This window comes from Legionella pelazae, from assembly GCF_052527395.1.
Genome location: NZ_JBNVZS010000012.1, coordinates 81,380 through 106,762 on the forward strand (window position 1 = coordinate 81,380; position 25,383 = coordinate 106,762).

The window sequence follows — 25,383 nt, forward strand, 5'->3', positions numbered from 1 at the left end:
ATCAATATGTTATTAATCCCTTAAGCCAACTCCTTTTTTTAATAGAACTAGATTAAGAATAGTTAGCGCAATAACCATCAGAAAAATAATGCTCATTGAAAGATTAATATCAACCTCTTCATAGCCAATCATTGCATGTCGTAGCGCATTAACTTTGTACAAAATAGGATTGAAATGTGAAATTTTCTGCCAAGTAGGCGCTAGCATATTTGTGGAATAAAATACGCCGCCTAGATAAGTCAACGGTGTTAAGACAAAGGTGGGAATAATCATCACATCATCAAAGTTGCGAGCAATCATCGCGTTGGTAAAGCCAGCCAGGGAAAAAAGTGCTGATACAAGTATAATAACTAATATTGTTAGAGGTATATTATCAATTCGCATGGTTACAAAAAAACTTGCCACTAGAATGACTAATACTGCTACGATGAAGCCACGAATGATACCGCCTAACACATAACCTAGTAAAAGCAGGCTATTGTGCATAGGACTTACAAGAATTTCTTCAATACTTTTTTGAAAACGCAAGCTAAATAAGGAAGTTGAAACATTACCATAGGCATTAGTAATAACAGACATCATCACTAAGCCTGGCGCAATAAAAGTAATATAATCGATGCCTTCAATAGGGCCAATACGCTCACCAATTAAACTACCAAAGATTAAAAAATAAAGTGCTGTAGTAATAACAGGTGGCAAAAATACCTGGCTTGCTATGCGAAACATCCTAACGACTTCACGTCTAACAATAGTATATAGGCCAATGAATTGTTGTTTAGTGGTCATTATTAATTACATCCAGGAAAAGCTCTTCTAAACGGTTAGTTTTATTTCTTAAACTATGAATTTGTATGCCTTGTTTGCTTAATTGCTCAAATACATCATTTAAGCTTACACTATTATCAATGCGTAGCTCAAAGGTATGAGTATCAATTAATTCAGGCTCAAAAGGTGGGAGAGGAGGTAATACTTCTATAGGTGTTTGGGTTGTAAACACTAATGTTTGATGACGTAAACTTGTTAGTAATTTTTTCATAGAGGTATTTTTAACAATCTCACCTCTATCGATAATCGCAATGCTTTTACAAAGCTGCTCAGCTTCTTCTAAGTAGTGAGTTGTTAAGATGATTGTTGTACCTTCTCTATTTGTTTTAATGAAAAAGTCCCACATGCTACGTCTAATTTCTATATCCACACCTGCTGTTGGTTCATCGAGAATTAAAACTTTAGGTTTATGAATAAGTGCCCGCGCTATCATTAAGCGGCGCTTCATTCCGCCTGATAAGTGACGAGCTATTGTTTGCCGCTTTTCCCATAACCCTAGCTGTTGAAGTAATTCATTAACACGAGGTTTTGCTTTATTACGCGTAATACCATAGAAGCCTGCTTCATTAATTAGAATTTGCTCGCATGTTTCAAAAATGTTTAAGTTAAACTCCTGAGGAACTAAACCTAAACAAGATTTAGCTTGCGCAGGATTTGTGTCTAGATCATAGCCACAAATATTAATTTTACCTGATGTCTTAGTAAGAAGAGTAGTAATTACACCAATGGTCGTTGATTTACCAGCGCCATTAGCGCCTAAAAGAGCGAAAAAGTCACCCGCTTTTACTGCTAAATTAATACCTTTTAATGCTTCAACGCCACTTTTATAAACCTTACGTAATTCTTTAATTTCAAGAGCATACATACATTCTCATTATCAATAATTTTACAATCGCAATTATAACCGATACTTAAAAATATCATAATTTAGGTTTGTGGTGATACTTATTAAGTATTTTGTATAAATATTGATTGCTTTGTTTCTTATAAATCAAATTCATTTGAATAGAAATCATTTTCGTCATCAGATTCATCTTTATTCGCTTTGCGAATAGCAGCGATCCGTTCTAGCAGTTTTGAATCACCGAGTAATCCTAGATCCGGAGGGTATTTTTTTTTTCTTGGCTTGGTAATTCATATTGCTTATTTTTTTTATTATCTTCACGCTTCTTAATCGCCGCATCAAGCTCTGATCGAAACGTTAGCCCGCTAGCGAAATTTTTTTGATGTTTTTTAGTCTCTGATACTTCTTTAGGTGTAGTTAATTTAGTATCTTTATTATCTTTTAATGCTAGGGGAGTGTTGCGCGGAGGTATCGGCTCAGGCAGTTTAGGTGGAGGAGGTATTAAGCTTTCCATAATTTTTACTGGGCTGCCGTTAACGGGTAGAGGATTGCCATTAGGTAAGCTAACTGCTGAATTTTTATTTTCTTGTATAGTCGGTTCTTGTAGAGAAATAGTAAGGGTTAATAAGGACTCAGGTTCAATTAGAGTATTTAAGCTAGCAGCTGCATCTTTTATTTTTTCAATTATGGACTTTGCTGAGGATAATTTCTCCCACTGATTTTTAGACGATTCTAAAGTATTTACTTGTTTTCTTAAGTAATCATTTTGCTCTTTTAACACATTCTTTTCTCTTTGCAGATCTTTAATTTGATCTAAGAGCATTGTTTTTTCACTCTGATGTGCTTTTTGTAAATTGCCAAAGGCATGTTGTAATTCACTTAACGCATTAATAGAATAACGGGCTTCAGGATTGACCTTAATTAGCATACCCTGCTCAGTAAGGTAAGTATTATAATTAACCAATTTATAATACTTATCTATTAAGGAACTAACTAAATTAGCAAATATTGGATCTGTGGCTGAAAAACGAGTCGCTGTAATTGATAGAACTGAAAGTAAACTCATGTCATCAAATGAGTTATCATCTTTATTACTATGTTCAATAATAGTTAAAATACTTTCTAAATTAATTTTGAGATTATCAAAATGGCTATCCCTTCCATAGGAAAGGAGACTACCTCTAGCTTTTTGCTGATAATTGGTAGTCAATTCACTAAACAATTTAATGAAGGTTGGTGAAAGTGGCATTCCTAGCTCCTAAGAAATTCCCTTATTGCATTTAATACTAACCTGTAGCGTGCGTCAATTATACATTATGGAAATTACTAATATATTTTGCAATTTAAATAGCTATATAAGAAGATTCTCTTTAGTTTTTAGCCAGCCTGTAATGCTAAGTCTATCCATTGTTGTTTTATTAACTTCATGAGGTAGATGGCTTAAGAAGCAGATAAAGCGATTCCAAGTTGGAGAAATTGATGTTATTAATTTATTTTGCTCATCATAAATTAGTAATTGGCCACCAAAACTATCTTGCCAATCTGCGTTAAGGTAGTAAACAAAAGAAATTTTTCTATTCTTTTTATCTTTAAACTGATCGATATGCTTCCTATAAAAAGTGCCTGCCTGATAAAAAGCAAAATGAACTTCAAATTCATTTAATCCTAAGTAAAGTGTTTTATTTAAACGTGTTTTAATTTGAGTGATGATTTGCCAGAAATGCTGGGTATTAGGAGAATTTGACTCTAGCCAGTAGATTTTATCAGTACGAATAGACTCATTGTAGGTGGTATTTGTTAAGCTACCTATTTTAGCAGCACGAAATTCGTTTCGCTTCATTAATTCTAATGCTCTACATCTTAATAACTGGGCACTCTCTTCCTCTAAAAATTGGTCCCCAATATAAAAGCCCTGTTCGTAGAGTTGATTTACTAAGAGATTAAGATCAATCATATCATTTAAGACTAATAAATAGTTTGCATTTTAAGCAACCATGTTTTCTTTACAAGTATTATTTGATGAAAATCTTCATCGTCGGCCAGGAATACAAGGCGCATCAATAAATTCACCATTTATTTTAAGTACCATATTTATACTGCGGCGATGGTAGCGTGAAAGAATGTCAAAATTGGCAGGTGTAACGTAACCATAGCTACTACCGCAATAAACAAGCGATGTAGCGCCTCTAGTGGGTTTAGCATAAACAGGAATATCACATTCCCAGCGGAAACGTGTTAGATCGCAATTAGCAAATGCTAATTGTAGCGGGAGAACGATTAGCACTATAAAAATTTTTATTCTATGCATAATATTCCTTATGTTAATTTTATTGTCGACTAAGCAAAGAAGATCTTTAATATCTAAAATTCATTATTTAGGCGTAGATTTTTAGATAAACCTGTTTTTATTAGTTAATACTTGCTTTAATAAATTAAATATAGCGCTATAAAGGCAGGATGCGAGACTAATTCTTTATGCTTAAAGCAAGGATTAAAGGAGGAATAGCTTGTCTACAGAACACTTTTTAAATTCACTTCGTCAAGGTGATTATGTAGATGCATTAGATTGGCCTAATTTTTTGCTTACTAAATATAGTCCTAATAAGCCTCTAGATGGTGATGGCTTGTTAAGCTTAGCCATTTATGAACTTATTAACTCGCCGTTTTCTCAAAGTGATTTAAAATTTATAGAAATTTTATACGCCTTCTTAAACTCTTTTATTTTACCTGCTGAAAAAGCTTATGCTGGTACAGTTATAATGAGTGCAGCGATACAATATTATGTTTATCTAGAGAAAGGTTTACTTAATTTTTTTAAAGGTAGCCTCATTGAGTTAAGAAATTTTTTTAAAGATAAACAGTTAACGAATGCAGAAATAATTGAAGCTTGGATGAGTCGACAAAATCCAATTTTTAATATCGAAGCGAATAATATTTATTTAGCTGAAAAATCACTATTCTTCGAGCGAAAGTTACCAGAATATACTAAGTTAATGAAGGAAATAGAGCAGGGTATCTTGCTTATAAATCACTATCAGGGACTTTGTTTGGAATATATTCAACTTTTATCAAATCTTCCTCAAGAGGAAAAGACAGTAAAAGTCGGCATGCGTATAGGGATTGCGCAATCACTTTATGATTATCTTTGTCAACAGCTAATTCTTAAACCAGCCATAAAGAAAGAAATATCTCTGTATCTTGCTAAGATTCGGGCTGAACAGGAACCTAGTTTAATATTTAAGCGAGAAGAAGTTTATCTTAAGAAACTAGAAGATAAACATGCTTTCAGACGTTTGTATGATAATTCTAAATACTTCCTGGGCTTTTTTACAAAAAGCGTTATCACAACTATATTTGATTTTAATGTCAATGAAAAAAGTAAGAAGCAAAATAGTAAAAACTCTGCGCCTTAATTATTAATCTATGGACTTAAGTAAATTAAAATTAGGGCATTCATGTTTTAATAAGCCTATCTTATAAGTAATCGCCTTAAGATCGCCCATATACCCGCCATGTGTTGTTTTACCTACAACTCGATGGCAGGGAATAAACAAGGCTAACGGATTACTTTTACACGCTTGACCTATTGCTCGCGGGCTTGTTTGCAAAATTTTAGCTAATTCACCATAAGCTATCGTCCGACCTACAGGGATCACTAAGAGCGCATTCCAAACTCGTTGTTGATATGTTGTGCCCTGAGGTTTTAAGGGCAACTGAAAGCGGTGATGGCAATTATGAAAATATGAGTTAAGCTCAGATGCAATTAATGAAGACAATTTATTAATAGCTGAGCTTATAATCGGTTCGTTAGTAAAAGTAGCTTGATAGATATAATGCTCATCAAACTCCAATTGAAGCCAACCCACTGGTGTTTCAAAAGAAGTAGTAATGAGCATATAAATTAACGATCTTTTTTGGTAGCTAATTTTTCTTTAATGCGAGCTGCACGGCCAGCTAAATCGCGTAAATAATACAATTTAGCGCGACGTACATCACCGCGGCGTTTAACAATAATGCTATCAACAACAGGACTATAAGTCTGGAAAACTCGCTCAACGCCAACGTTATGAGAAATTTTTCTGACAGTAAAAGCAGAATTTAAACCACGATTACGCTTAGCTATTACAATACCTTCAAATGCTTGTAAACGCTCACGTGAGCCTTCTTTCACTCTTACCTGAACTAAAACGGTATCGCCTGGGCTAAAATCTGGAATATTTTTGCCTTGCATTTGCTCAGCATTCAGTTGGTCAATAATATTAGTCATGAAGTAACTCCTCAAAATGGCGCTTCTAACAGGAATCGCCGTGTTCGCGTTTAAACTCGACAAGTAGCTGCTTGTCTAGATTACTCAATTCAATCGAATCTAATAATTCTGGCCGCTTTAGCCATGTCTTTCCGAGCGCTTGTTTTCTGCGCCAACGTTCAATTTCATAATGATTTCCACTAAGTAAGACTGCAGGAACATTCATTCCATCTACCGTAGCAGGTCTTGTATAATGAGGATAATCAAGTAACCCATTCATAAATGAATCTTGCACAGCTGATTCCGGGTGACCAAGGCTTCCCGGAAGAAGACGCAAGATAGCATCAATAAATACCATGGCAGCTAATTCGCCACCACTTAAAACAAAATCACCAATCGACCATTCTTCATCAACATGACGTTGAATGATCCGTTCATCTATTCCTTCATACCGCCCTGCAATAAAGAGTAGCGGCGTTTTATATTGAGCAACATCGTTTAACTCAGACTGACAGATTCTTTTACCTTGCGGACTTAAATAAATTATTTTACATTCCGCAGGCATCTCTGCCTTTGCATGCAAGATAGCAGCATTCAAAGGCTCATACATCATAACCATACCAGGGCCACCGCCATAGGGTTTATCATCTACTTGACGATAAGGCCTAGAAGACCAGTCACGTGGATTCCAACAATCAATCCTTGCTAATCCTTGAGCTATTGTTCTTCCGGGTATTCCATAGCCTAATCCTGCAAATATCTCAGGCATTAAAGTAATTATGCCTAAATGCAATGTATCAACCATGGTACCTGCGCTTTTATGCTCAATATTAATTAATCACTTAATGCTTGCCTCAGAAGGCATCTCCAAATAAGGTTTATTAGACTTCTTCGGAAACGCTACTCCAGAGGCGCATTGCTTCGTCGATACGGTGCTCGAATCCTCATGTACTTAAGTGTACACTCCGGTTCTGCGCGCCGTCTCTCCTCGCACTGCGCTCTCTGCAGCGAGTTTCCGAAGAAGTCTATTTTATCATGATTTACGAATAAATATTATACAAAACCATGTTAATTAAGCTAATTAGTGGATTTCTAATCCTAAAAATCAATGTCCCAATCAGCTATAATACGCTGCTCTTTGAGATTAATATCTACTATAAACTGGCCAAGTAGATAAGGAATTAAATATTGTTTATTTTCATTCCCCCGTACTACTAAAACATCGTTAGAGCCAGTAGGTAATATACCGACAACTTTACCAAAGGTGTCACCTTGTTGATTTATAACTTCCAATCCTAAAAGTTCATGCCAGTAAAATTCGCCTGGATCAAGTTTTGGCAATTGCTCTTTTTGAACCCTAATATCACAATTAGTTAAGTTCATTGCTAATTCTCGCTCACTAAATCCTTCTACTTTAACAAGAAGATGTTTAGTGGTAACTTCAACATCTAATAACTTGATAGGTTGCCACACTTGATTAATGTAAGCGTGCCATCCTTGATAATTAAGAATATTAGTATGTGGCTCAGTATAAGAATTAACTGAAATAAAACCTTTAATTCCATGAGCCCTGCCGAAACGTCCTACAATAACCCAATCATCAGCCACGTTATTCAGTTGTGCCAGTCTTTTTATATTCTTTAATTAAAGCACGTACTCGATCAGATAATTGCGCACCTTGGCTTTGCCAATGGGTCACTTTTTCCATATCTAAATGTAAGCGAACTTCCTGACCACGTGCTACAGGATTAAAGTATCCTACGCGCTCAATGTAGCTTCCATCCCTACGTTTACGGCTATCTGTAACAACCATGTGATAAAAAGGGCGCTTCTTGGCACCTGCTCTTGATAAACGTATAACGACCATTATATTCCTCTTTAAGAGTGTTACGGTAAAAATGCCGTGTATTGTACGAAAATTAACTCAGTAAGGGAAGTCTTCCAGATAATTATTTAATGGGAATTCAATAGAAAAGATACTGATATCTTTTCTGGCGAATTTGTTTAGTTTGATCTGGATCCCATGCAAATGCTTCGCATTTTACGGAATAACGTTCGTTTAGCGACAGAAAAGGGCCTTCGTCTCTTTTCTGTTGAACTTAAGTTATTTAAATTCATCCGGTAGCATCCCTTTTAAACCTGGAAATCCCTTTATTCCACGCATCATTTGTTTAAGGCCGCCAGGCTTAGTAAATTTCTTCATCATTTTTTGCATCTGCTCGTATTGCTTTAAGAGGCGATTGACATCTTGAATTTGGGTGCCTGAACCGAGCGCAATTCTTTTTTTCCTTGAGCCTACAATAATTTTTGGTATACGGCGTTCTTTAGGTGTCATGGAATTAATAATAGCGATTGTTTGCTTCATTGCTTTATCATTAACTTGGCTTAGCGCTTGTTGAGGAAGTTGGCCAATTCCAGGAAGTTTACTCATCATCCCAGTTATTCCACCCATATTATTCATTTGCAGTAGTTGCTCTTTAAAATCCTCTAAATCAAATCCTTTCCCTTTTTTTATTTTCTTAGCTAACTTTTCGCTAGCCTTTTTATCCGCTTTACGCTCAACTTCTTCAATTAAAGTTAAAATATCACCCATGCCAAGAATACGAGAGGCAATACGATCAGGGTGAAAAGGCTCTAGCGCATCTATTTTCTCACCGCTACCTAAAAATTTAATAGGTTGGCCGGTAACTGATTTGACAGATAAGGCAGCGCCACCACGCGCATCACCATCTATTTTCGTTAAAATAACGCCCGTTAGAGGCAGGGCTTCATGAAATGCTTTGGCTGTAGTTGCTGCATCTTGCCCCGTCATGCTATCAACTACAAATAATGTTTCAATAGGCGTAATGGCTTGATGAATAGATTTAATTTCATTCATCATGTCATCATCAATATGCAGTCGGCCCGCCGTGTCTACAATAAGCATGTCCATATATTGCTTTCTTGCGCTATCTAAAGCTTGTTTGGCAATGTCTACAGGCTTTTCATGCGTAGCTGCAGGATGAAAAGGTACATTAATTTGATTTGCTAGCAATTGTAATTGTTCAATGGCTGCAGGACGATAGACGTCTAAACTTACCAGCATGACTTTCTTATCGGCTTGCTCTTTTAAATAACGCGCTAGTTTAGCAGCACTGGTGGTTTTACCAGAACCTTGTAAGCCTGCCATAAGAAAAACAGCTGGCGGTTGTGTTTTAAAATTAAGGTCAACTCGCTCATCGCCTAAAAAATGGATTAGCTCATCGTTAACTATTTTAACTAGTGCTTGCTCAGGCTTTAAATTAATATCAACTTCTTGACCCAGTACTTTCTCTCTTACTTGTTCAATGAATTGTTTTACAACGGGTAAAGCAACGTCAGCTTCAAGTAATGATAAACGTATTTCACGTAACGCTTGTTGGGTATTTTCCTCGGTAAAACGACTCTGCCCACTAAGTGATTTAAAAGTACGCGTCAGCCGCTCGGTTAAGTTTTCAAACATAGTGTTATCCAGGTGAAAAAGAATAATTGTAGCACGCCAAAATGCGTCTGCAACGATCGCATGCAAACATTAGTGGGCAAAGCTATATAAAACAGTTGTCAGTAAAAAAACTAAATTATAATCTAGCTTAGACTAAGGTCTCCAGCTAATATGCAATTATTTAATTTAATTTAATTTAATTTAAAGGAAGTTAGTGGATCTCTCCTTAATTATACTATTTTTGATGTTAATCCTTTTAATTTGTATCTCTGCTTTTTTTTCTGGCTCTGAAATAGGGATGATGTCATTAAATCGTTACCGCCTGCGCCACCTTGCTAAGAGTAAAGATAAACAGGCAATTCGGGTAAGTAAGTTATTATCACGCCCTGACAAATTACTAGGTGTCATTTTAATTGGCAATACGTTAGCTAATATCGTTGCTTCTATGGTAGCAACCTTAATTGGTCAACGTTTATATGGAAACGCAGGTGTTGCTATCGCAACTATTTTACTGACCTTAGTTATCTTAGTTATCTCAGAAATGATTCCTAAGACATTAGCTGCTTTATATCCACAGCAAGTTGCTTTTGCTGTTTCTTTCTTGCTTAAGAACTTACAAAAAATAATGTCTCCGCTAGTCTATGTTATAAGCTGGATAACAAATAGCATGTTAAAGTTATTTGGTCTCCCCCTTGATCAAGCTCAACGTGAAGCTTTAACTGCGGATGAATTACGCTCCGTTGTCAATGAGGCAGAAGGTTTATTGCCGCTAGAGCATAAAAGTATGCTTATTGGTCTGCTTGATTTAGAAAAAGCGACTGTTGAGGATATTATGATTCCTAAAGCAGACATTGTCGGCATCGATTTAAACAAATCCTGGCATGAAATACTTGATCTGTTGGAAACAGCGCAACATACTCGCCTACCTCTTTACAAAGACAGTATTGATCAGTTAATTGGGATCGTTCATGTACGAAGCATTCTTAATTTAAGTTTGGAAGAGCGTCTAGATAAAGAAACATTAGTAAAAATTGCTGATGTACCTTATTTTATTCCTGAAGAAACGCCTTTAAGTGCGCAGATACTCAATTTCCAAAAAGTAAAAAAGCGTATTTCTTTTGTAGTTGACGAATATGGCGATTTACAAGGATTAGTTACCTTAGAAGATATACTTGAAGAGGTCGTAGGTGAATTTACGACAGACATCGCCACACTGGGTAAAGATATTATTGAGCAAGGTGATGGAACAGTCATTGTTGATGCAAGTATTACTCTCAGACAGTTAAAGCGATTGTTAGGATGGCAATTACCAGCGCTTGGCCCACGCACATTAAGCGGACTTATTATAGAATATTTAGGTTATATTCCACCTGCTGACTGTTGTTTGAAAATAGAAGCCTATCAAATAGAGATTTTAAAAGTTAGCGATAACATGATTAAAACCGTACGAATGAAAAAGATTAATTCTAAAAGAAATTAAAAACGCTATGAATTAAGACCATGTTTTAGCTTCAGCTAAAGAATTTAGTGTTTTTTCTTGTGCAGTGGCTATTTTTAATTTAGTAAAATAATAAACCCCTGGAAGTACAAATAAAGTAAAAAATGTGCCGAATAAAAGGCCGCCAATTAAAACAGTACCAATGGCATGCCGTGATTCAGCGCCTGCTGCATGAGATAAGATTAAAGGAATAGCGCCAAAGATCATAGCGCCCGTAGTCATTAAGATAGGTCTAAAACGCAACTTACATGCTTTTTGAATTGCCTCTTGTAAAGATAATCCTTGCAAACGCAATTGATTAGCAAATTCAACAATTAATATACCATGCTTACTGATTAAACCAATCAGCGTTATTAATCCTACTTGAGAATAGATATTAAGAGATTGCCCAAATAGCCAAGCAAAAAACAAGGCGCCAGAACTAGCTAAGGGCACTGTAAATAGGATAATAAAAGGATCGATAAAATTTTCAAATTGAATGGCTAAAATTGCATAAATAAATACTAAAGCCAGTAGTAATAAATACAACATGGTATGTGATGTTTCTGTATAAGTTTTAGCTATACCCGTCCAAGTTAATTTATAATGTTCTGGTAGTTCATGTTTAGCTATATTCCAAAGTTTAGCCATTGATTGTGAGATAGACTGACCTGGTCGCAAGCTAACATGCAACGTTGTTGAACGCATTTGTTTAAAATGTTCAAGTGTTGCTGGTTGTGCTTTAGTAGTCATTTGGGTAATAGCACCTAAGGAGATGCGCTTGCCTGCTGGTGTTGTCAGATAGAGTTCATCTAAGGCCCATGGTGAATGAGGCCCTTGTACTGTCAGATTATAACTAATACTATCTTTTTGAAATTTAATGGATTGATCACCACTAAAAAAGACTTCAATTGTTTTAGCAATTTGTGCTGCAGACAGACCAAGCTTAGCGATAGCATTCTTATCAACATCAATTTGATAGCCTGGCGAATCAAGTCGTAAATCATAATAGGAGGATTCAAAATCCTTTGTGCTATCTAAATATTTTTTGAATTTCTCCAGGTAGGTAAATAATTGGCGATAACTATCGGTTGTTGAAATAACTAAGGTAAGCTCTGAGGCGCTGCCAGCATTATCATTTCCGGGTAGACCTGTATCCCAACTCCATACGGCAGGATCAATAGAGGGAAACTGAGTAAATTTAGGCTTTAATTCTGTTGTAATTTGTTCAGCAGAACGATGTCGCTTATTATGAGGTTTTAAGGGAAGGATGACGTTAGCTCCCCAGTCGCCGATAAAGGTTAATTTATTATTAGCTTCTGGTAATGAGTTTGTTTTTTCTTCTATATTGGCAACTTTTCTATCTAAATCATCAATTGCCTCGCCTGCAACAGACGGTATATAGACACCAATGAGCCCTCTATCTTCACGTGGGGCAGTTTCACTGGACATTAGATTATAAAATACAATAGAGAGACTTATGAATAAGAGAGCAGCTAACAAAGAGAGATAGTTTCGCTGTAATACCCAACTTAATTGCCTAGTATATTTTTCACTTAGCCACGATAGAAAGACATCAAGCTGTGGTAAATAAGGTTTATCATTTTTATTAATTAATTTTGCACACATTAAAGGTGTTAAAGTAAGAGCAACGATGCCTGAAACAATGACACTTCCCGCTAGAGCGACTGCAAATTCTATAAAAAGTTGACCTAATAAACCTTCAATAAAGGCAATAGGCATATACACACTTGCTAAAGTAAAAGTCATGGCGATAATAGCGAAACCTATTTCTTTAGCGCCTTTTAATGCAGCCTGCAGTGGACTTAGTTTATTTTCAATGTGTCGCCAAATATTCTCTAAGGCAATAATGGCATCATCAACAACTAAACCAATTGCTAATACCATGGCTAAGAGAGTCATTAAATTAATTGAAAAACCAACTAATTTTAGAAAAATCAATGAACCTAATAAGGAAATTGGAATAGTAATTAAAGGAATAATCGTTGCTCGTAAATTTCGTAAAAAAAGAAAAACAATAATTAAAACCAGAATAATAGCTTCTATAATCGAGGATTTAATATTATGCAAAGATGCTTTAATAAAATCCGATTGATCAATGATTATTTTAGCCTGCATACCAGCAGGTAAATTTGCTTGAACAGATTTTAATTCTTGGCGAACTAGGCGCGACACTTCCAGAGGATTAGCATCATTGGCACGCGTAAGCGAAAGGACTAAGCCACTATGCCCATTAACACGAACCCGCATTTTATGGGTATCAGTCGCTAATTTTATCTCGGCAATCGATTTCAATAAAATGGGACGTTGTTTGTGCGTTTTAATTAACAAATTTTCATAATCTTTAATCGATTTTAATTCAGAACTTAATGTACTAGGCACTCTATTTTGAAAATTACCGGCCGGAAGAGAAACTTGACTATTGTTAAGCGCATTGAGTACTTCATCAACATTAATGCCAAATAAAAATAATTTCTTTGGATCAAGCGTCACTTCATAAGTATAAGGCTGGCCCCATACTTCAACTGCCGCCACGCCAGGAATACTACGAAATACATTTTTTAAACGCAAATGAGCAAAATGGGTAAGCTGGCCAAAATCTAAAGAAGTAGAGTCAAGTGCAATACCAATAAAAGGTAAACCATTTGCTTTTACTCTTCGTTCAACTAAAGGTGTTTTAACTTCAGAAGGTAGCAGGGCTTTAGCCAAATTTACAGCGTCTTGGGTACTGTTGTAAGCCTTATCCATAGGGATATTGCTATGAAAAGTTAGAGTAATATGCGCATAGCCGGCATTCGACTCGGAAGTAATGGTCTCTAAGCCTTCAATTCCAGCAAGTCTGTCTTCTAATATATTAGTGACCATATTTTCTATTAAATCAGGGCTAGCATTAGGATAAGTAGCAGTCACTGTAATAATTGGAAAACTAATATTAGGATATTCTCTTACGGGTAGGCTTTGAAAGCAAAGTAGTCCAACCACAATAATTAAACAATTAAAAATAATTGTAGTAACGGGATGTTTAATAAAATAATCAGTTATTTTCATTCTTGCTCAAGCATGGTAAATAGCAACTTGTAAGCCCGGATATAATCGTTCTAGCCCTTTAATAACGAGTTGCTGTCCAAATTTTAGACCAGAAATCACTTCAATTTGAGATTTATTTTTTATACCTGTTGTTACCTGAATTAATTCAATGACATTATCTTTGACAATATAGACATGAGGTTTACTACTGCGCAAGAAAATAGCTTGTTCAGGAACGACAATAGTATCTTTCTTTTTGTTAAGCACTAATTCAATTTCTGCACTTGCTCCAATTAGACAATCTTTACAGGAAATAGTGACGTCAGCTGGACACATATGACTATCTTCATCAATCATTTTTTGTAAATGCGAGAGCTTATAAGGCCTATTAAAGATACGTACTAATTGGCCTTCATGAAAAGCAGATATATTAGTACAAGGGATATCAAAATCCACAACTAATGTAGTGGGATCATAAATAGTTACTATAGGATCACCTGCGTTGATCTGCGTGCCTTCTTTCTTTTTATAAGCGCCAACGATGCCATCAAAAGGTGCATAAAAACGTAGTGTGTCTAACTCAATTTTTGCTTTAGATAATTCTTTTTGTGCATCTAACCAAGTTTGTTTTTTCTCTTCTACCTCTTTAGAGCTTACAAATCCCCTTTTTAAAAGGGCAAGGAGACGCTCATATTGGCTTTTAGCGATAGTGACTGACCCTTGTGTTAATTCCAGATTATTTTCAATTTCGGGATTATTGATCTTAGCAATTAAGTTCCCTTTATGTACTTTCTGGCCAGTAGGAATTAGAGCGTCTAAAGTACCGTGGTTTTTGGCAACTAAAACAGTAGCGTGTTTGGGATTAATAGTACCTAAAAGGTGTATAGTTTCTTCTATTTCCGCTTTCCCTAGAAGCTTTACTTCCACAAGCTTTGGCTTATCTGAAGTAGTATCTGCCCTTTTCTTAAAAGAGAAAATAGAGACTACTATCATTGTAACTACTATTAAAAGGATAAAAAGTATTAGCCACTTTTTTTTATTAAGGGTCATATTTTTACTCAACCTTGGAATAAGAATTCGTTCCTTCTTTCATTGTAAAAACCTGAGCGGTAAAAAGATATCCACCGTTACGAATGGTCTTAATTAATGCTGGCTTTTTTGTATCTGTTTCAATCTTCTGTCTTAACCGACTTATTTGCACATCAATACGTCTGTCAAATGGATTTAAATCGCTACTTTTAGTAATCTGCAAAAGAAATTCTCTACCTAGAATTTGTTGCGGTTGGCGAACAAAAGCTAGCAATAAGTCATATTCACCAGCGCTTAATTGTAATTCCTGTTGATTGCTACCAAAAACCTGCCTTGAAGCAGGATAAAGTCGCCAGTTATCAAATACTAAAACCTCCCTTTCTTGATCATCTTTGAGAGAGCGTTGTACTCGTCTATTAATTGCGCCAATTCTAGCATGGAGCTCACGGGCAAGTATGGGCTTTATTAAAAAATCATCAGCGCCTTCTTCTAGCATTTGAACACATAACGTTTCATTTTTTTCTTCATTGAGAACAATAAGAGGAACAGCCCATTGATAAAACGCATTAATTGTTGATAATTTTATTTCAGCTAACATACTGCTATGGATTAAAAAGGCAGCAGGTGTTTCTACAATAGTATTTAGGTCTGGTACGATATTGTAGTGCAAAATCTGATAATCATATTTATTAAAATATTCTTCAACTTGAATATCTTTTGGGGCATCGTCAATAATTATGATGTATTTTCGATGCAATAACATTAAACTTCTCCATTAATCAAAGTAAACCAAAAATACATTTTTATTGTAGTAAATTTTTGCTTCAAATGAATTTTCCGGCTAAATTACCATTAAATAAGATTTGCTACAAATCTTTGATAGAAAATTATAATTTTTATACAAAAATAAGCCTAAAATAGATGGCTTTTGTAAGTAAATATTCTAAATAAATACGTTTTAGAGATTAGGAATAAAAGCTATTCTTTATTTAAGCTTTAAGTTTTGCTGCATCTTTATTTCTTCTTCATTAGCAAGTTGTGCTTTTAGATCTGGAATAGCCCCTAATGTTTCATGTAACTGACCATGTAAAATAGGAACATTCCCTGTTCCTAAAGTAGGAATTCCCATTTCATTATCAGCATTATCAAGAATACGATTAGCTACTTTTTTACCTAAAATTTCAGTTAATAACTCAAAAGATAGTTTTTTTCTCGCTAATAAAGATAATAAGAACTGCTTAAAAGGTTGATGTCTTTTATTGTTCATAAATAATACTCCTTGGTTATATATTGATTATAAACAGGAATATATCATATTTAAAGTGTTATTAATGACTATAATTAGATAAATGGCTATGAAGATAATTGAACTATTAGACTAACTTTTAAATTGTAAATCTTTTTGCAGCAACTGAGTTTAGTTACTTTATTATCATCTTAGAGTATGCTCATTTAGAGTAGTTATTAAATTGCATAGCTAGTCCGACTTCCATAATAAATGCTTGGAGGATAAAGGATGAAAAATGATAAACAAGCATTGTTCCCTTGGTTGTTTGATGACGTTTATCAGGCTAAAGCATCTATTAAATATGATATTAAGCAAACTGAAATCCGCTTTCAAAAAGAAATAATGCAAAGCTGGCAAGATACTCCCTTACAAAGACAATCAGCCTTAGAATTCTCTATCGCCTTAATTAAATTATACAGTGAATTATTAGCAATTCTTAAGGCAGATACGGCAGTTAAGATAACTAAGGTATCTTTCGCTTATGAAAATGATTTAATGAATTGTTACTTAAGAATTCAGCAATTAAGGCAGAAGTTGCTAGGAATTTTCTCTCTGCAAGAAGAAGCAGCGCTTATTAGCGAATTACTCTTTTTTTATAGAAATTTAAAGTCATTATTAATCGAGCCCATAGAGATTGTAAAAGATAATTCTTTGCCTAAAAGTGTTTATTTAAAAAAACTAATTCAAGCAAATACGACAGAAGATTGGTTATTAGCCTTAGTTGGGTTTGCTAATGAGATAGGTGGCGATATTATCTGTTTTCAAAATCATCTAAGTAACTTAACTAAGGATGAATTATTAATACTTGATCAAAAATTAATGAAACAAGATTTTATTGCTCTTAACAACAGTATTTTCTTTTTTAAAATCAATCCTAGTTATTTGTATACAGAGGCTATTCACCCAGAAAAGTTAATTTCTATAAAAACAAGATTAAAATTTTTATATAATTTGATTGAACTACTGCAATACTTTTCCAGTCAATTACTAAAACAGCGTGGGTTGAAAGCTGAATATGATTATTTATTTCATGGCGATGAAATTCCGTCTGGTATTAACATAGATGTGAATAGTAAAGACCAAGATTTAATTATAAAAGCGCTTAAATTATGGCGATTAAATTATGCAAACCTACGTATTGACTCCTCAGAAAGCCAATTAGGAGAAATATTTCGAGCTTATAAATTCTGGTTTAATCCTATTAGCCTTATTGATTCAATAATGAATTTTTATGCAAAAGTCACTAGTAATAAAACGCATATAGATGGAAGAAAGCTATTCTTAAAACAATTAAATTTATTCTATCACCAATTAACTACTACAGAGTGCTTAAATTTGTATGGTTATTTTTCTAATAAAGATACTAATTATTTAATGCGTACGCTAATTGCAACTTATAAAGGCCAAAATCTTTTATCTAAGCCTTTATCCAATTTTGAAAAAGAAGCTGTTCTTAATGTTTATATGATTTTATATACAGTTATGGATACATTACGTGAGGAACTTAAAAATAGACATATTGTTACAGCTGCCTATAATCATAAGATTAATGATAAAGTACTAACGCCTGGGCGTCGTAACTTACAGGCGTTACAGCGTATACTTGATATCTACTGCGATCACCCTCTAAAAGAATCTAGTTGTCTTGAGGAGTTATTTTCAAAACTTGAAGATTAAAAATAGAGATTTAAAAATTAAGTTTAGAAGAGGGTTTCATTAAGGTTATGATTTATATTAATGAAGGACATAAGGATAAGTACTTAAATCTTTTTTATAAAATTGCCGTAACTCCTGTAGCATTTCTAAAGCAGGCGAAGATTTAGCAAAATTACTGTTTAAATCATCTGTCCAATAGCCAGTTTTTAACTGTAAAATAACAGGTATATAGTAATTATCATTTGGATATAGGGCAAAAAGCCAATTATCTTTAATTATTCCATACTGCTTCATTGCATTTATGGTGGCAAATCTATCTTTGCGAATTTCTAGATAGGTTGTTATTGGATTAACTTGAAAGAGCTCTTTTACATATTTAATTACTTTATCCGGTGTTGGCGCTAGATTAGGCAGCATACCGCTTTCAAGCATGATAGCTCTATTTTGTGGTGGCGATTCTTTACCTAAAATAGTATTTAGTAGAGAAATGCCATCTGGTTTTTCCTGTAAATTAAAATTAAAGAAATTAGCAATAGTAGGTGCAATATCAATTAAAGCCACGGGCAAGGAAATTATTTTAGGGAGAGTTATCAGTTTGCTATTCTTAAAAACTTTAAACCCTAGTATACAACGATGCTGCCCTGGACTTAATAAATCGGTTCCATGTCCTGAACTTCTTTGTAACTTTGTATCTGTTTTTTTATTGATATAATCAATAAATTGGCTATAATTTTTTCCTTGATAGAGTCGAGGGTCAGTTTGCCGCGAACCCTCGTTATATAAAACTTCGCCATGATCACTTAATAAAATGATAAAGCTATTGGTTAAAGCCCCATTTTGCGCAAGAAACTTAAGTAATCTTCCTACTTGTTGATCAACTTGGCTCACTGCTGCTTTATATAGAATTTCGCGATTATTGATGTCGAATTCATCTTGAACAAGCTCTGGCGGCGAAATGGCCCAAGCATACGGCCAATGCGGTAATGTAAAATGAACGGCTAAAAACAGTGGCTTTGCGTTATTTTTTGTAGCTAAATTGTGCTCTAACTCTAAACTAAAGGTTCTAGGATAGTAAGAAAAGTGGCCGGCACGATTTGCATAATTATAGGGAAATAACCATTTAGTTAAACCAAAATTAATCAATAAATTGCTTAAAGGCATATCATAAAATGAGCCTAATAAGATTTCATTAATGCCAATACGAGGGCCTATAATTTCATCAAAACCAAATTCTTTTCCTAAACTATTAAATCGCCTGTCATCTGTAGCAAATACAGTCTGATAGCCTTTTTGACGTAAATTCCAAGCAAAGCTTGCCGTATACTTAACCCCGTCAATAGGATATAAGTTCTCACGTGCATGATGATGAAGTGGATAGAGGCCCGTTAATATTGTAATCCAGGCTGCATAAGTCCGTCCTAGTGGACTAATTGTTTCAGTAAAATACACACTTTTTTGCAAGAATCTGTATAAGTTAGGCGTGGATTTACTATTAACCTGACTAGGATTTAATGAATCTACACCAATAATAATAAGATTGGGTTTTTTATGAGTTAAATTCGTTTTATTCAATTTAATTTGTGAAAAGACAAGCGATAAAATAATGATTGCTACGAGAATGTTCCACCAGGGATGCCTATAAAGAAACTGAATTAAAGCGATAAGACTAAGAAGAATAAGAATACTTAAGCTACCAATCATTAATGCATTTAAAAAAATAGTAGAGAAATCCGGTAAAAAAATGCGGCTAAATTTACTTAAGGGGAAAAAGTAACAATTAAGCGTAATTAAAGCAGTGATGGTAAGCGTATAAATAAAGATTTGCCAATTTTCAATTACCTTTTTTCTTGAGGAAAAGTGGGCAATACCCCACAATAAGCTTGTTTGAACGAATGATAAAAAAACATAGAGAAGTAGTTGAATAAATAAAGCTGCTAATAACTCTATATAAACTTTAAGAGGATAGTTAACTGCTTGAATAAAATTATTACTTTTTTTAAAAATGAAAAGCAGTTGTAGGAAGATAAAAACTAAATTATAAACAAAAAAATCACTTAAATACTTTTTAAATTGAAATGATTTATTCACGAGTCGCTGTGATTGTTGTATTTAAATGCCAATTATAGACATAACCATCAATACTATTAATGTGGTTTAGTTGCTTACATAAAGGCTCTCTAGCAAATTGCTTTAAGTGTTTAAGTATATCTTGAGTATTACCACCAAAATCTTCTGCAAACCACTCATACAATTTAGATACGATTAATGCTCCCTCAATAACCTGCACTCCTCGTAATGAATTAATATATTCAGAGGCAGCAAGAGTAAGTTGCTTATCTATGAGTGGACCTTGATAAGCTTGTTTGCTTAAATTTGCAGCACCTATTGAACCATTGTTAAGTGCATATAACGTTCTAGGATCATTCCATATAGGGCGTATGATGCGATTTTGAATGTCATCGAGAGACAAAGGTAGGTTGTTAACGGTAATTAATTTTGCTCCCCATGGCCCTATGCTAAATAAACCAGGAGAAATATTAATTTCCTCAATACTACTTACCGGGTAATAGCTTGCAACTGTTTGGATAATCAATGCGTTATAAAGATTAATCCAATAAGCGAGTTGTTCATTGCGATTATAATTACTGATATCGATATGACTTAGTTCATTAATATAACGCTTAAGCAAATTTAGATCGGCATCTGTTAAGTGCGGATAGTCTACTAAATTAATTCCTTCTTCATTGGTCATCACTCTTTTATTAAGAAATATTTGCCAATTTTCATGTGAAATTGTTGCAGTCGATAAGGGGTTAAAGACCTGCCAGACGCCCCATAAATTTTTAGTGGTTGCAGCAAGAGTAATGTTTGCTACAAACAGCAAAGATATCATGACAGTGATGAGTCGATAAGGGAAAATTCTAATAGACTTCTTTGGAAACTCTACTGCAACGGCCAAGTTACAGGCCGCGGCAGTGCTCGAATCCTCATGTACTCTATGTACACTCCGGTTCTGTGCGCTGGTGCAACCTGCAACTTGCCTCTTTGCAGCGAGTTTCGAAAGAAGTCTAATCATTTAATTCAGCACGATTCCGAAGGGCACTACTAATGGTTATTCCATCCATAAACTCTAGTTCTCCACCAGAAGGAATTCCATGCGCTAGTTGACTTACTTTAATAGCATGGGGACGTAGCAGCTCACAAATAAAATGGGTTGTTGTTTGACCTTCAATAGAAGGGCTTAAAGCTAAGATAACTTCTTTAATTCCTTCAGATACAATCAAATTCTCTAAGCGTGGTAAGCCAATTTCATCGGGACCAATGCCATCTAAAGGGGATATTTTCCCCATTAGTACAAAATAGCCGCCTTTGTAGGCATCGCTTTGTTCAATTGCTAAGACATCTGCCGGATTTTCAACGATACAAAGAATGGATAAATCGCGCTCTCTATCTTGGCACAGAAGACATAATTCATCCTCTGTATAATTATTACAACGCTGGCAATGTTTAATGGCTTCCATAGCATATTGCAAACAAGCAGCGAGATGTAATCCTCGCTGGCGTTGTCGTTGTAATAAATGATAAGTCATTCGCTGTGCAGATCGAGGGCCTACGCCAGGTAAGCAACGCAAAGCGGTGATGAGCTGATTTAATGCATCCATTCTACCAATTATTCCTTATCATCCTGCATAAAGTCAGTAGGAATATTTAAACCAGCTGTAAGCTGACTAATTTTTTCTTTAGATGCTTTTTCAACTTTACGAACGGCATCATTAAATGCTGCAGCAACTAAATCCTCAATTAACTCTATATCTTCTTCTGCTAAAGAAGGTTTAATACTTACTTTTAGCACGTCATGACGACCATTCATTTCAACAACGACCATGCCACTACCAGCTTCACCGCGTACTTGCAGTTTAGTAAGCTGCTCTTGGGCTTCTTGCATACGTTGTTGCATCTTTTGTGCTTCTTTCATTAAATTTGCTAAATTTTGATTCATATCCATGTAAAAAACCTCACAGTTATGGTTATTTAATTAATTATAATTGATCTTAACGTGGTTCAATAGAATTTTTGACCAATTCTGCTGAAAATTCTTGCTTTAAGCTCTTTAAAAAGGAATCTTGTTCTAAACTTAGCTCTGCTTCTTGTAGGCTTTGAGTATAAGCTGCGTTTTTTTGCAGCGCTGGTGACGCTTGCACTTCGCTAAAATCAAAGCTAAGTTTAATCGTTTGCTGGTAATATGTCGATAATGTTTGCTCAATACGTTGAATAACACTAGGCGTAAAAAGGGAGCGATGTCCTTTATTGACCCGTAATTTAACTTTACCAGCAGATTTACTAATCATTTCAGCATTTTCAGAAGCTGTTTGTGCTAAACCCGTTAATTGAATTTTTTGAAGTATTGTATTCCAATCTTCGGTTGATTCAGGAGGTATTGCCATTTTAGGTGGTTCTGCCGGCCTAGTAATTAACGGTATATCTTCCTTGAAAGTGGAGTCTAACCTATTATTTTTAGATATTTGGCTATTAATTGGCGGAGAGGAAGATAGAGCTCGCTTATTGTTATGGCTAAGCTCATGCGCTAATGTTGGTATAGGTATATCGGCAGGTTTAAAAGTACACATACGTAATATAGCCATTTCAAAGCCAATAGCTAAAGTAGGTGCTAGATGAATTTCTTCCGTACTTTTAAGGCCAATTTGATAGAAAAGTTGAATATCTTCCGGTTTAAATTGCTCTGCTAATTCTTTAAGTTCAAGTGAGTAATTGCTTAATGGATTATCTTCTGGCAAATGTTGGATAAGCGTTATGTCATGTAAATAAGATAGAAGTTCATCTAGAACAAAACTAAAATGACCACCTTCTTTACCAATTTGCCGACTAATTTGAATTAATTGACACGCATCTAATCTTGCCAATGCTTGTAAAATTTGTAGGGCGTAATCTTGTTGAGTATAGCCCAAAATGTTTCTAACTTCTTCAGCAGTTAATATTGAAGTAGAACTTGCTAGCGCTTGATCAAGTAGGCTCAAAGCGTCTCGCATGCTGCCTTGCGCTGCTTTTGCTAAGAGGCAAAGTGCTTCTTCTTCATAAGAATGATTTTCTGCCTTCATAATTATTTTAAGCTGGTTGACAATCGTTTCTTGTGAAAGATGCTTAAGATTAAACTGTAAGCAGCGGGAAAGAACAGTGACAGGTAATTTTTGTGGATCAGTCGTTGCTAGTAAAAATTTTACGTGTTCTGGCGGTTCTTCTAATGTTTTAAGCAAAGCATTAAAGCTGTGCTGAGACAACATATGAACTTCATCGATAAGATATATTTTATAACGTCCTATTGTAGGCGCATATTGAACATTTTCTAGTAATTCACGTGTATCTTCGACACGGGTTTTAGAGGCAGCGTCAATTTCTATTAAATCAAGAAAGCGACCTTGCTCAACGGCTATACAGGCTTCACACTCCAAGCAGGGGTCAGCACTCACGCCTTTTTCACAATTAAGTGCTTTTGCTATAAGACGAGCTATGCTGGTCTTGCCAACACCGCGGGTCCCTGTAAAAAGATAGGCATGATGCAAGCGTTGTTGATTAAGCGAGTTAATTAACGCTTTATTAATATGATCTTGGCCAACCAATTGCAGAAAAGTGCGCGGTCGCCATTTACGTGCTAGCGCAAGATAGCTCATAGGTATTCATAATTTAGGGCGGCAGCTCTAAGAGCCACACCTCGGCGCCCGCATCGATTGTTACCGCTGCTCCCTTCCAGGCCTGACGGGGTTCACAATCTAGCGTCGCGAGGGGACCCATAGAGCCACCATGATCGAGTCATGAAGATTAACAAAGAAAAGGGCGGATTACTAGTAAATAATTAAATTTTTCAAAAGAAGTCCCTTTTAGATTTAAAACATTAAATATGTATATCTCTTAAGTATATATTATTTAAATAATGTATAGTAATTAAGACTATTTAAATATAATCTGATCATCCTTAATCGTTTTTCTAAAGGTACGGTGCATTAAGTCTTCTGCTAACCCAGTTTAACTTAAACTTGCGCGTATTAACTAGAAAAGCACTAACATCTATTATTTTTGTTGCCAATGATTAAAAATAGAGCTAAATTTGCCGCCTTCACTAATAATGGTTCCCTAAGCCGCTTCTATCAATTTAACTTTATGACGTTTAATAAAAAAAGGCTAATGCCTTGGATTAATTGGGGTATAGCAGTAAGTTTCGTTTTATCACAATTTTTTTTACAAGCTGCCTCGGGATTGATGGCTGCGTCATGGCAGAGGGATTTTCACTTAAATACAACCCAATTAGGATTTTTATCTTCTGTGTTTTTTATTGCCTATGTGGGTATGCAAATTCCTGTAGGACTTGCTTATGACCGCTTTGGAGCCCGTAAAATTCTCTTAACGGCATCTGTTTTACTATGTTTAGGCACGTTCGGCCTTAGTTTAAGTCATACTTATGGGCAAGCTATTATAGCAAGAATTCTTATGGGCTTTGGTAGTTCTTTTGGCTTTGTTGGCATGCTCTATACTACATCCTCGTGGTTTTCAAGTAGATACTTTGCCTTATTAGTCGGCCTGGCTGAAACATTAGCTATGATTGGGGTGGCATTAACTGAAATAATCATGGCCTGGGTAATCAGTCACTATGGTTGGCGTGTCATGCTATATATTGCTGGTAGCGCTATGTTTCTTCTTAATTTTTTAATTTATTTGTTTGTTCGAGATCGCAAAGCACATCACTCTAAAGCCAAACATGCAATTTCTTTGACAGATGCATTGTTAAAAATAGTTAAAAATAAGCAAGTCTGGTTTGCTGGCTTATATGGCTTTGCAACATTTGCTGTTATTAATGTTGTTGTAGGTTTGTGGGGTATCCCATACCTTACCCAGTATCATAACTTTTCTTTGTCAATGGCAAGCTCAATGATGTCGATGGTTTTTATTGGGACCGCTATTGGTGGGCCTTTTAATGCTTGGTTCGTTGAGCGCTGGTTGAATGGACGTTGGTTAAATCGACGGTTTTCAACTACGTTATTTGCTTTAATAACTACAATACTATTTGGCGCCTTGCTTTATATACCTACTTTATCCGCTATTACCGGATTTGTATTGTTATTTCTAATTGGTTTTTTCTCATCTATCTATATTCAAGTCTTTGCAATTGTCAAAGATCATACTGAATTAACTGTAAGGGCAACTGCCTTAGCTGCAACTAATATGTTGCTTATGGCTAGTGCGCCTGTGCTACAACCGGTAATTGGTAAACTACTAGCATTAAACTATAGTTTCCCGCAAGCATTAACATTGTTAGAAGTTATTTTTGTGATTGCTATCGTTTTATCCTTTAATTTGGATAAAAAAGGGGCAGAAAAAATATAATTCCCTTAATTTTGAATAATTTAAATTTTCTTCCGGAAATAATTGAGAAAAAAAGGAAAAAAGTATTTGACAAGGAGATGCAGATGAGTAGAATACGCATCACGCCTTCGGGGCA

24 protein-coding genes and 1 other RNA gene are annotated in these 25,383 nt (G+C 35.1%); 4 read left to right on the plus strand and 21 right to left on the minus strand.

Annotation, left to right across the window (positions count from 1 at the left end; translation table 11 throughout):
* Positions 1 to 12: 12 nt before the first annotated feature.
* The 5 genes from ACQUW5_RS12090 to ACQUW5_RS12110 all read right to left on the minus strand — a co-directional run bounded on the left by ACQUW5_RS12090 (position 13) and on the right by ACQUW5_RS12110 (position 3,980).
* Positions 13 to 786 (minus strand): ABC transporter permease, encoded by a 774-nt coding sequence (locus ACQUW5_RS12090; RefSeq protein WP_444991507.1) that lies wholly within the window; start codon positions 784 to 786, stop codon positions 13 to 15.
* Positions 776 to 1,690: an ABC transporter ATP-binding protein gene (locus ACQUW5_RS12095; RefSeq protein WP_444991508.1), complete on the minus strand. Its 915-nt coding sequence runs from the start codon at positions 1,688 to 1,690 to the stop codon at positions 776 to 778. Before ACQUW5_RS12095 ends, ACQUW5_RS12090 begins: the two co-directional genes overlap by 11 nt.
* A 229-nt stretch (positions 1,691 to 1,919) precedes the next feature.
* A complete protein-coding gene (locus ACQUW5_RS12100) occupies positions 1,920 to 2,918 on the minus strand; it encodes a hypothetical protein (protein ID WP_444991509.1) in 999 nt (332 codons plus the stop codon).
* A 102-nt stretch (positions 2,919 to 3,020) separates the two neighbouring features.
* Positions 3,021 to 3,623, minus strand: coding sequence for a 2OG-Fe(II) oxygenase (locus tag ACQUW5_RS12105; protein WP_444991510.1), 603 nt, complete (start codon positions 3,621 to 3,623; stop codon positions 3,021 to 3,023).
* Between the two features lie 75 nt (positions 3,624 to 3,698).
* Positions 3,699 to 3,980: a hypothetical protein gene (locus tag ACQUW5_RS12110; protein ID WP_444991532.1), complete on the minus strand. Its 282-nt coding sequence runs from the start codon at positions 3,978 to 3,980 to the stop codon at positions 3,699 to 3,701.
* Between the two features lie 196 nt (positions 3,981 to 4,176).
* Between ACQUW5_RS12110 and ACQUW5_RS12115 the strand changes: the two genes are divergently transcribed.
* Positions 4,177 to 5,082 (plus strand): helical bundle domain-containing protein, encoded by a 906-nt coding sequence (locus ACQUW5_RS12115; protein ID WP_444991511.1) that lies wholly within the window; start codon positions 4,177 to 4,179, stop codon positions 5,080 to 5,082.
* A gap of 3 nt (positions 5,083 to 5,085) precedes the next feature.
* Here the strand turns inward: ACQUW5_RS12115 and ACQUW5_RS12120 are convergent, their stop codons facing one another.
* From ACQUW5_RS12120 to ffh, 6 genes are all read right to left on the minus strand, one after another.
* A complete protein-coding gene (locus ACQUW5_RS12120) occupies positions 5,086 to 5,565 on the minus strand; it encodes a methylated-DNA--[protein]-cysteine S-methyltransferase (protein ID WP_444991512.1) in 480 nt (159 codons plus the stop codon).
* 5 nt (positions 5,566 to 5,570) lie between these two features.
* Positions 5,571 to 5,936, minus strand: coding sequence for a 50S ribosomal protein L19 (rplS, locus tag ACQUW5_RS12125; RefSeq protein WP_444991513.1), 366 nt, complete (start codon positions 5,934 to 5,936; stop codon positions 5,571 to 5,573).
* 25 nt (positions 5,937 to 5,961) lie between these two features.
* Entirely contained in the window at positions 5,962 to 6,720 is a 759-nt protein-coding gene (gene trmD / locus ACQUW5_RS12130) for a tRNA (guanosine(37)-N1)-methyltransferase TrmD (RefSeq protein WP_444991514.1), read from the minus strand.
* 293 nt (positions 6,721 to 7,013) lie between these two features.
* A complete protein-coding gene (gene rimM, locus ACQUW5_RS12135; protein WP_444991533.1) occupies positions 7,014 to 7,532 on the minus strand; it encodes a ribosome maturation factor RimM in 519 nt (172 codons plus the stop codon).
* Positions 7,525 to 7,782 carry a 30S ribosomal protein S16 gene (gene rpsP / locus ACQUW5_RS12140; protein WP_444991516.1) on the minus strand — a complete coding sequence of 86 codons (258 nt, stop codon included), beginning with the start codon at positions 7,780 to 7,782 and terminating at the stop codon, positions 7,525 to 7,527. Before rpsP ends, rimM begins: the two co-directional genes overlap by 8 nt.
* Positions 7,783 to 8,019: 237 nt before the next feature.
* Complete coding sequence (ffh, locus tag ACQUW5_RS12145; protein WP_444991517.1) at positions 8,020 to 9,396, minus strand: signal recognition particle protein; 1,377 nt, start codon at positions 9,394 to 9,396, stop codon at positions 8,020 to 8,022.
* A 193-nt stretch (positions 9,397 to 9,589) separates the two neighbouring features.
* Between ffh and ACQUW5_RS12150 the strand changes: the two genes are divergently transcribed.
* Positions 9,590 to 10,855: an HlyC/CorC family transporter gene (locus tag ACQUW5_RS12150; protein WP_444991518.1), complete on the plus strand. Its 1,266-nt coding sequence runs from the start codon at positions 9,590 to 9,592 to the stop codon at positions 10,853 to 10,855.
* Positions 10,856 to 10,867: 12 nt separating this feature from the next.
* Here ACQUW5_RS12150 and ACQUW5_RS12155 read toward each other — a convergent pair whose 3' ends face one another.
* The 4 genes from ACQUW5_RS12155 to ACQUW5_RS12170 all read right to left on the minus strand — a co-directional run bounded on the left by ACQUW5_RS12155 (position 10,868) and on the right by ACQUW5_RS12170 (position 16,196).
* Positions 10,868 to 13,921 (minus strand): efflux RND transporter permease subunit, encoded by a 3,054-nt coding sequence (locus ACQUW5_RS12155; RefSeq protein ID WP_444991519.1) that lies wholly within the window; start codon positions 13,919 to 13,921, stop codon positions 10,868 to 10,870.
* A 6-nt stretch (positions 13,922 to 13,927) separates the two neighbouring features.
* The gene (locus ACQUW5_RS12160; RefSeq protein ID WP_444991520.1) at positions 13,928 to 14,893 is read right to left on the minus strand and encodes an efflux RND transporter periplasmic adaptor subunit; all 966 of its coding nucleotides are present in this window, start codon (positions 14,891 to 14,893) and stop codon (positions 13,928 to 13,930) included.
* A 61-nt stretch (positions 14,894 to 14,954) separates the two neighbouring features.
* Entirely contained in the window at positions 14,955 to 15,692 is a 738-nt protein-coding gene (locus ACQUW5_RS12165; RefSeq protein ID WP_444991521.1) for a winged helix-turn-helix domain-containing protein, read from the minus strand.
* A gap of 222 nt (positions 15,693 to 15,914) precedes the next feature.
* Entirely contained in the window at positions 15,915 to 16,196 is a 282-nt protein-coding gene (locus ACQUW5_RS12170; protein WP_444991522.1) for a hypothetical protein, read from the minus strand.
* Positions 16,197 to 16,445: 249 nt separating this feature from the next.
* On the opposite strand from ACQUW5_RS12170, the gene ACQUW5_RS12175 reads away from it, so the two are divergent.
* Entirely contained in the window at positions 16,446 to 17,894 is a 1,449-nt protein-coding gene (locus tag ACQUW5_RS12175) for a hypothetical protein (protein ID WP_444991523.1), read from the plus strand.
* A gap of 57 nt (positions 17,895 to 17,951) precedes the next feature.
* On the opposite strand, the gene ACQUW5_RS12180 is transcribed toward ACQUW5_RS12175, so the two are convergent.
* The 6 genes from ACQUW5_RS12180 to ffs all read right to left on the minus strand — a co-directional run bounded on the left by ACQUW5_RS12180 (position 17,952) and on the right by ffs (position 23,682).
* Positions 17,952 to 19,961 (minus strand): sulfatase-like hydrolase/transferase, encoded by a 2,010-nt coding sequence (locus tag ACQUW5_RS12180; protein ID WP_444991524.1) that lies wholly within the window; start codon positions 19,959 to 19,961, stop codon positions 17,952 to 17,954.
* Entirely contained in the window at positions 19,954 to 20,766 is an 813-nt protein-coding gene (locus ACQUW5_RS12185) for a DUF547 domain-containing protein (RefSeq protein WP_444991534.1), read from the minus strand. Before ACQUW5_RS12185 ends, ACQUW5_RS12180 begins: the two co-directional genes overlap by 8 nt.
* Before the next feature lie 175 nt (positions 20,767 to 20,941).
* A complete protein-coding gene (recR, locus tag ACQUW5_RS12190) occupies positions 20,942 to 21,535 on the minus strand; it encodes a recombination mediator RecR (protein ID WP_444991525.1) in 594 nt (197 codons plus the stop codon).
* Between the two features lie 8 nt (positions 21,536 to 21,543).
* Entirely contained in the window at positions 21,544 to 21,879 is a 336-nt protein-coding gene (locus ACQUW5_RS12195) for a YbaB/EbfC family nucleoid-associated protein (protein WP_444991526.1), read from the minus strand.
* A 46-nt stretch (positions 21,880 to 21,925) separates the two neighbouring features.
* A complete protein-coding gene (gene dnaX, locus ACQUW5_RS12200) occupies positions 21,926 to 23,560 on the minus strand; it encodes a DNA polymerase III subunit gamma/tau (protein ID WP_444991527.1) in 1,635 nt (544 codons plus the stop codon).
* A gap of 25 nt (positions 23,561 to 23,585) precedes the next feature.
* Positions 23,586 to 23,682: signal recognition particle sRNA small type (gene ffs / locus ACQUW5_RS12205), an RNA gene on the minus strand.
* Positions 23,683 to 23,972: 290 nt separating this feature from the next.
* Between ffs and ACQUW5_RS12210 the strand changes: the two genes are divergently transcribed.
* Positions 23,973 to 25,268, plus strand: a complete 1,296-nt coding sequence (locus tag ACQUW5_RS12210) for an MFS transporter (protein WP_444991528.1) — start codon at positions 23,973 to 23,975, stop codon at positions 25,266 to 25,268.
* The last annotated feature ends 115 nt before the right edge of the window (positions 25,269 to 25,383 follow it).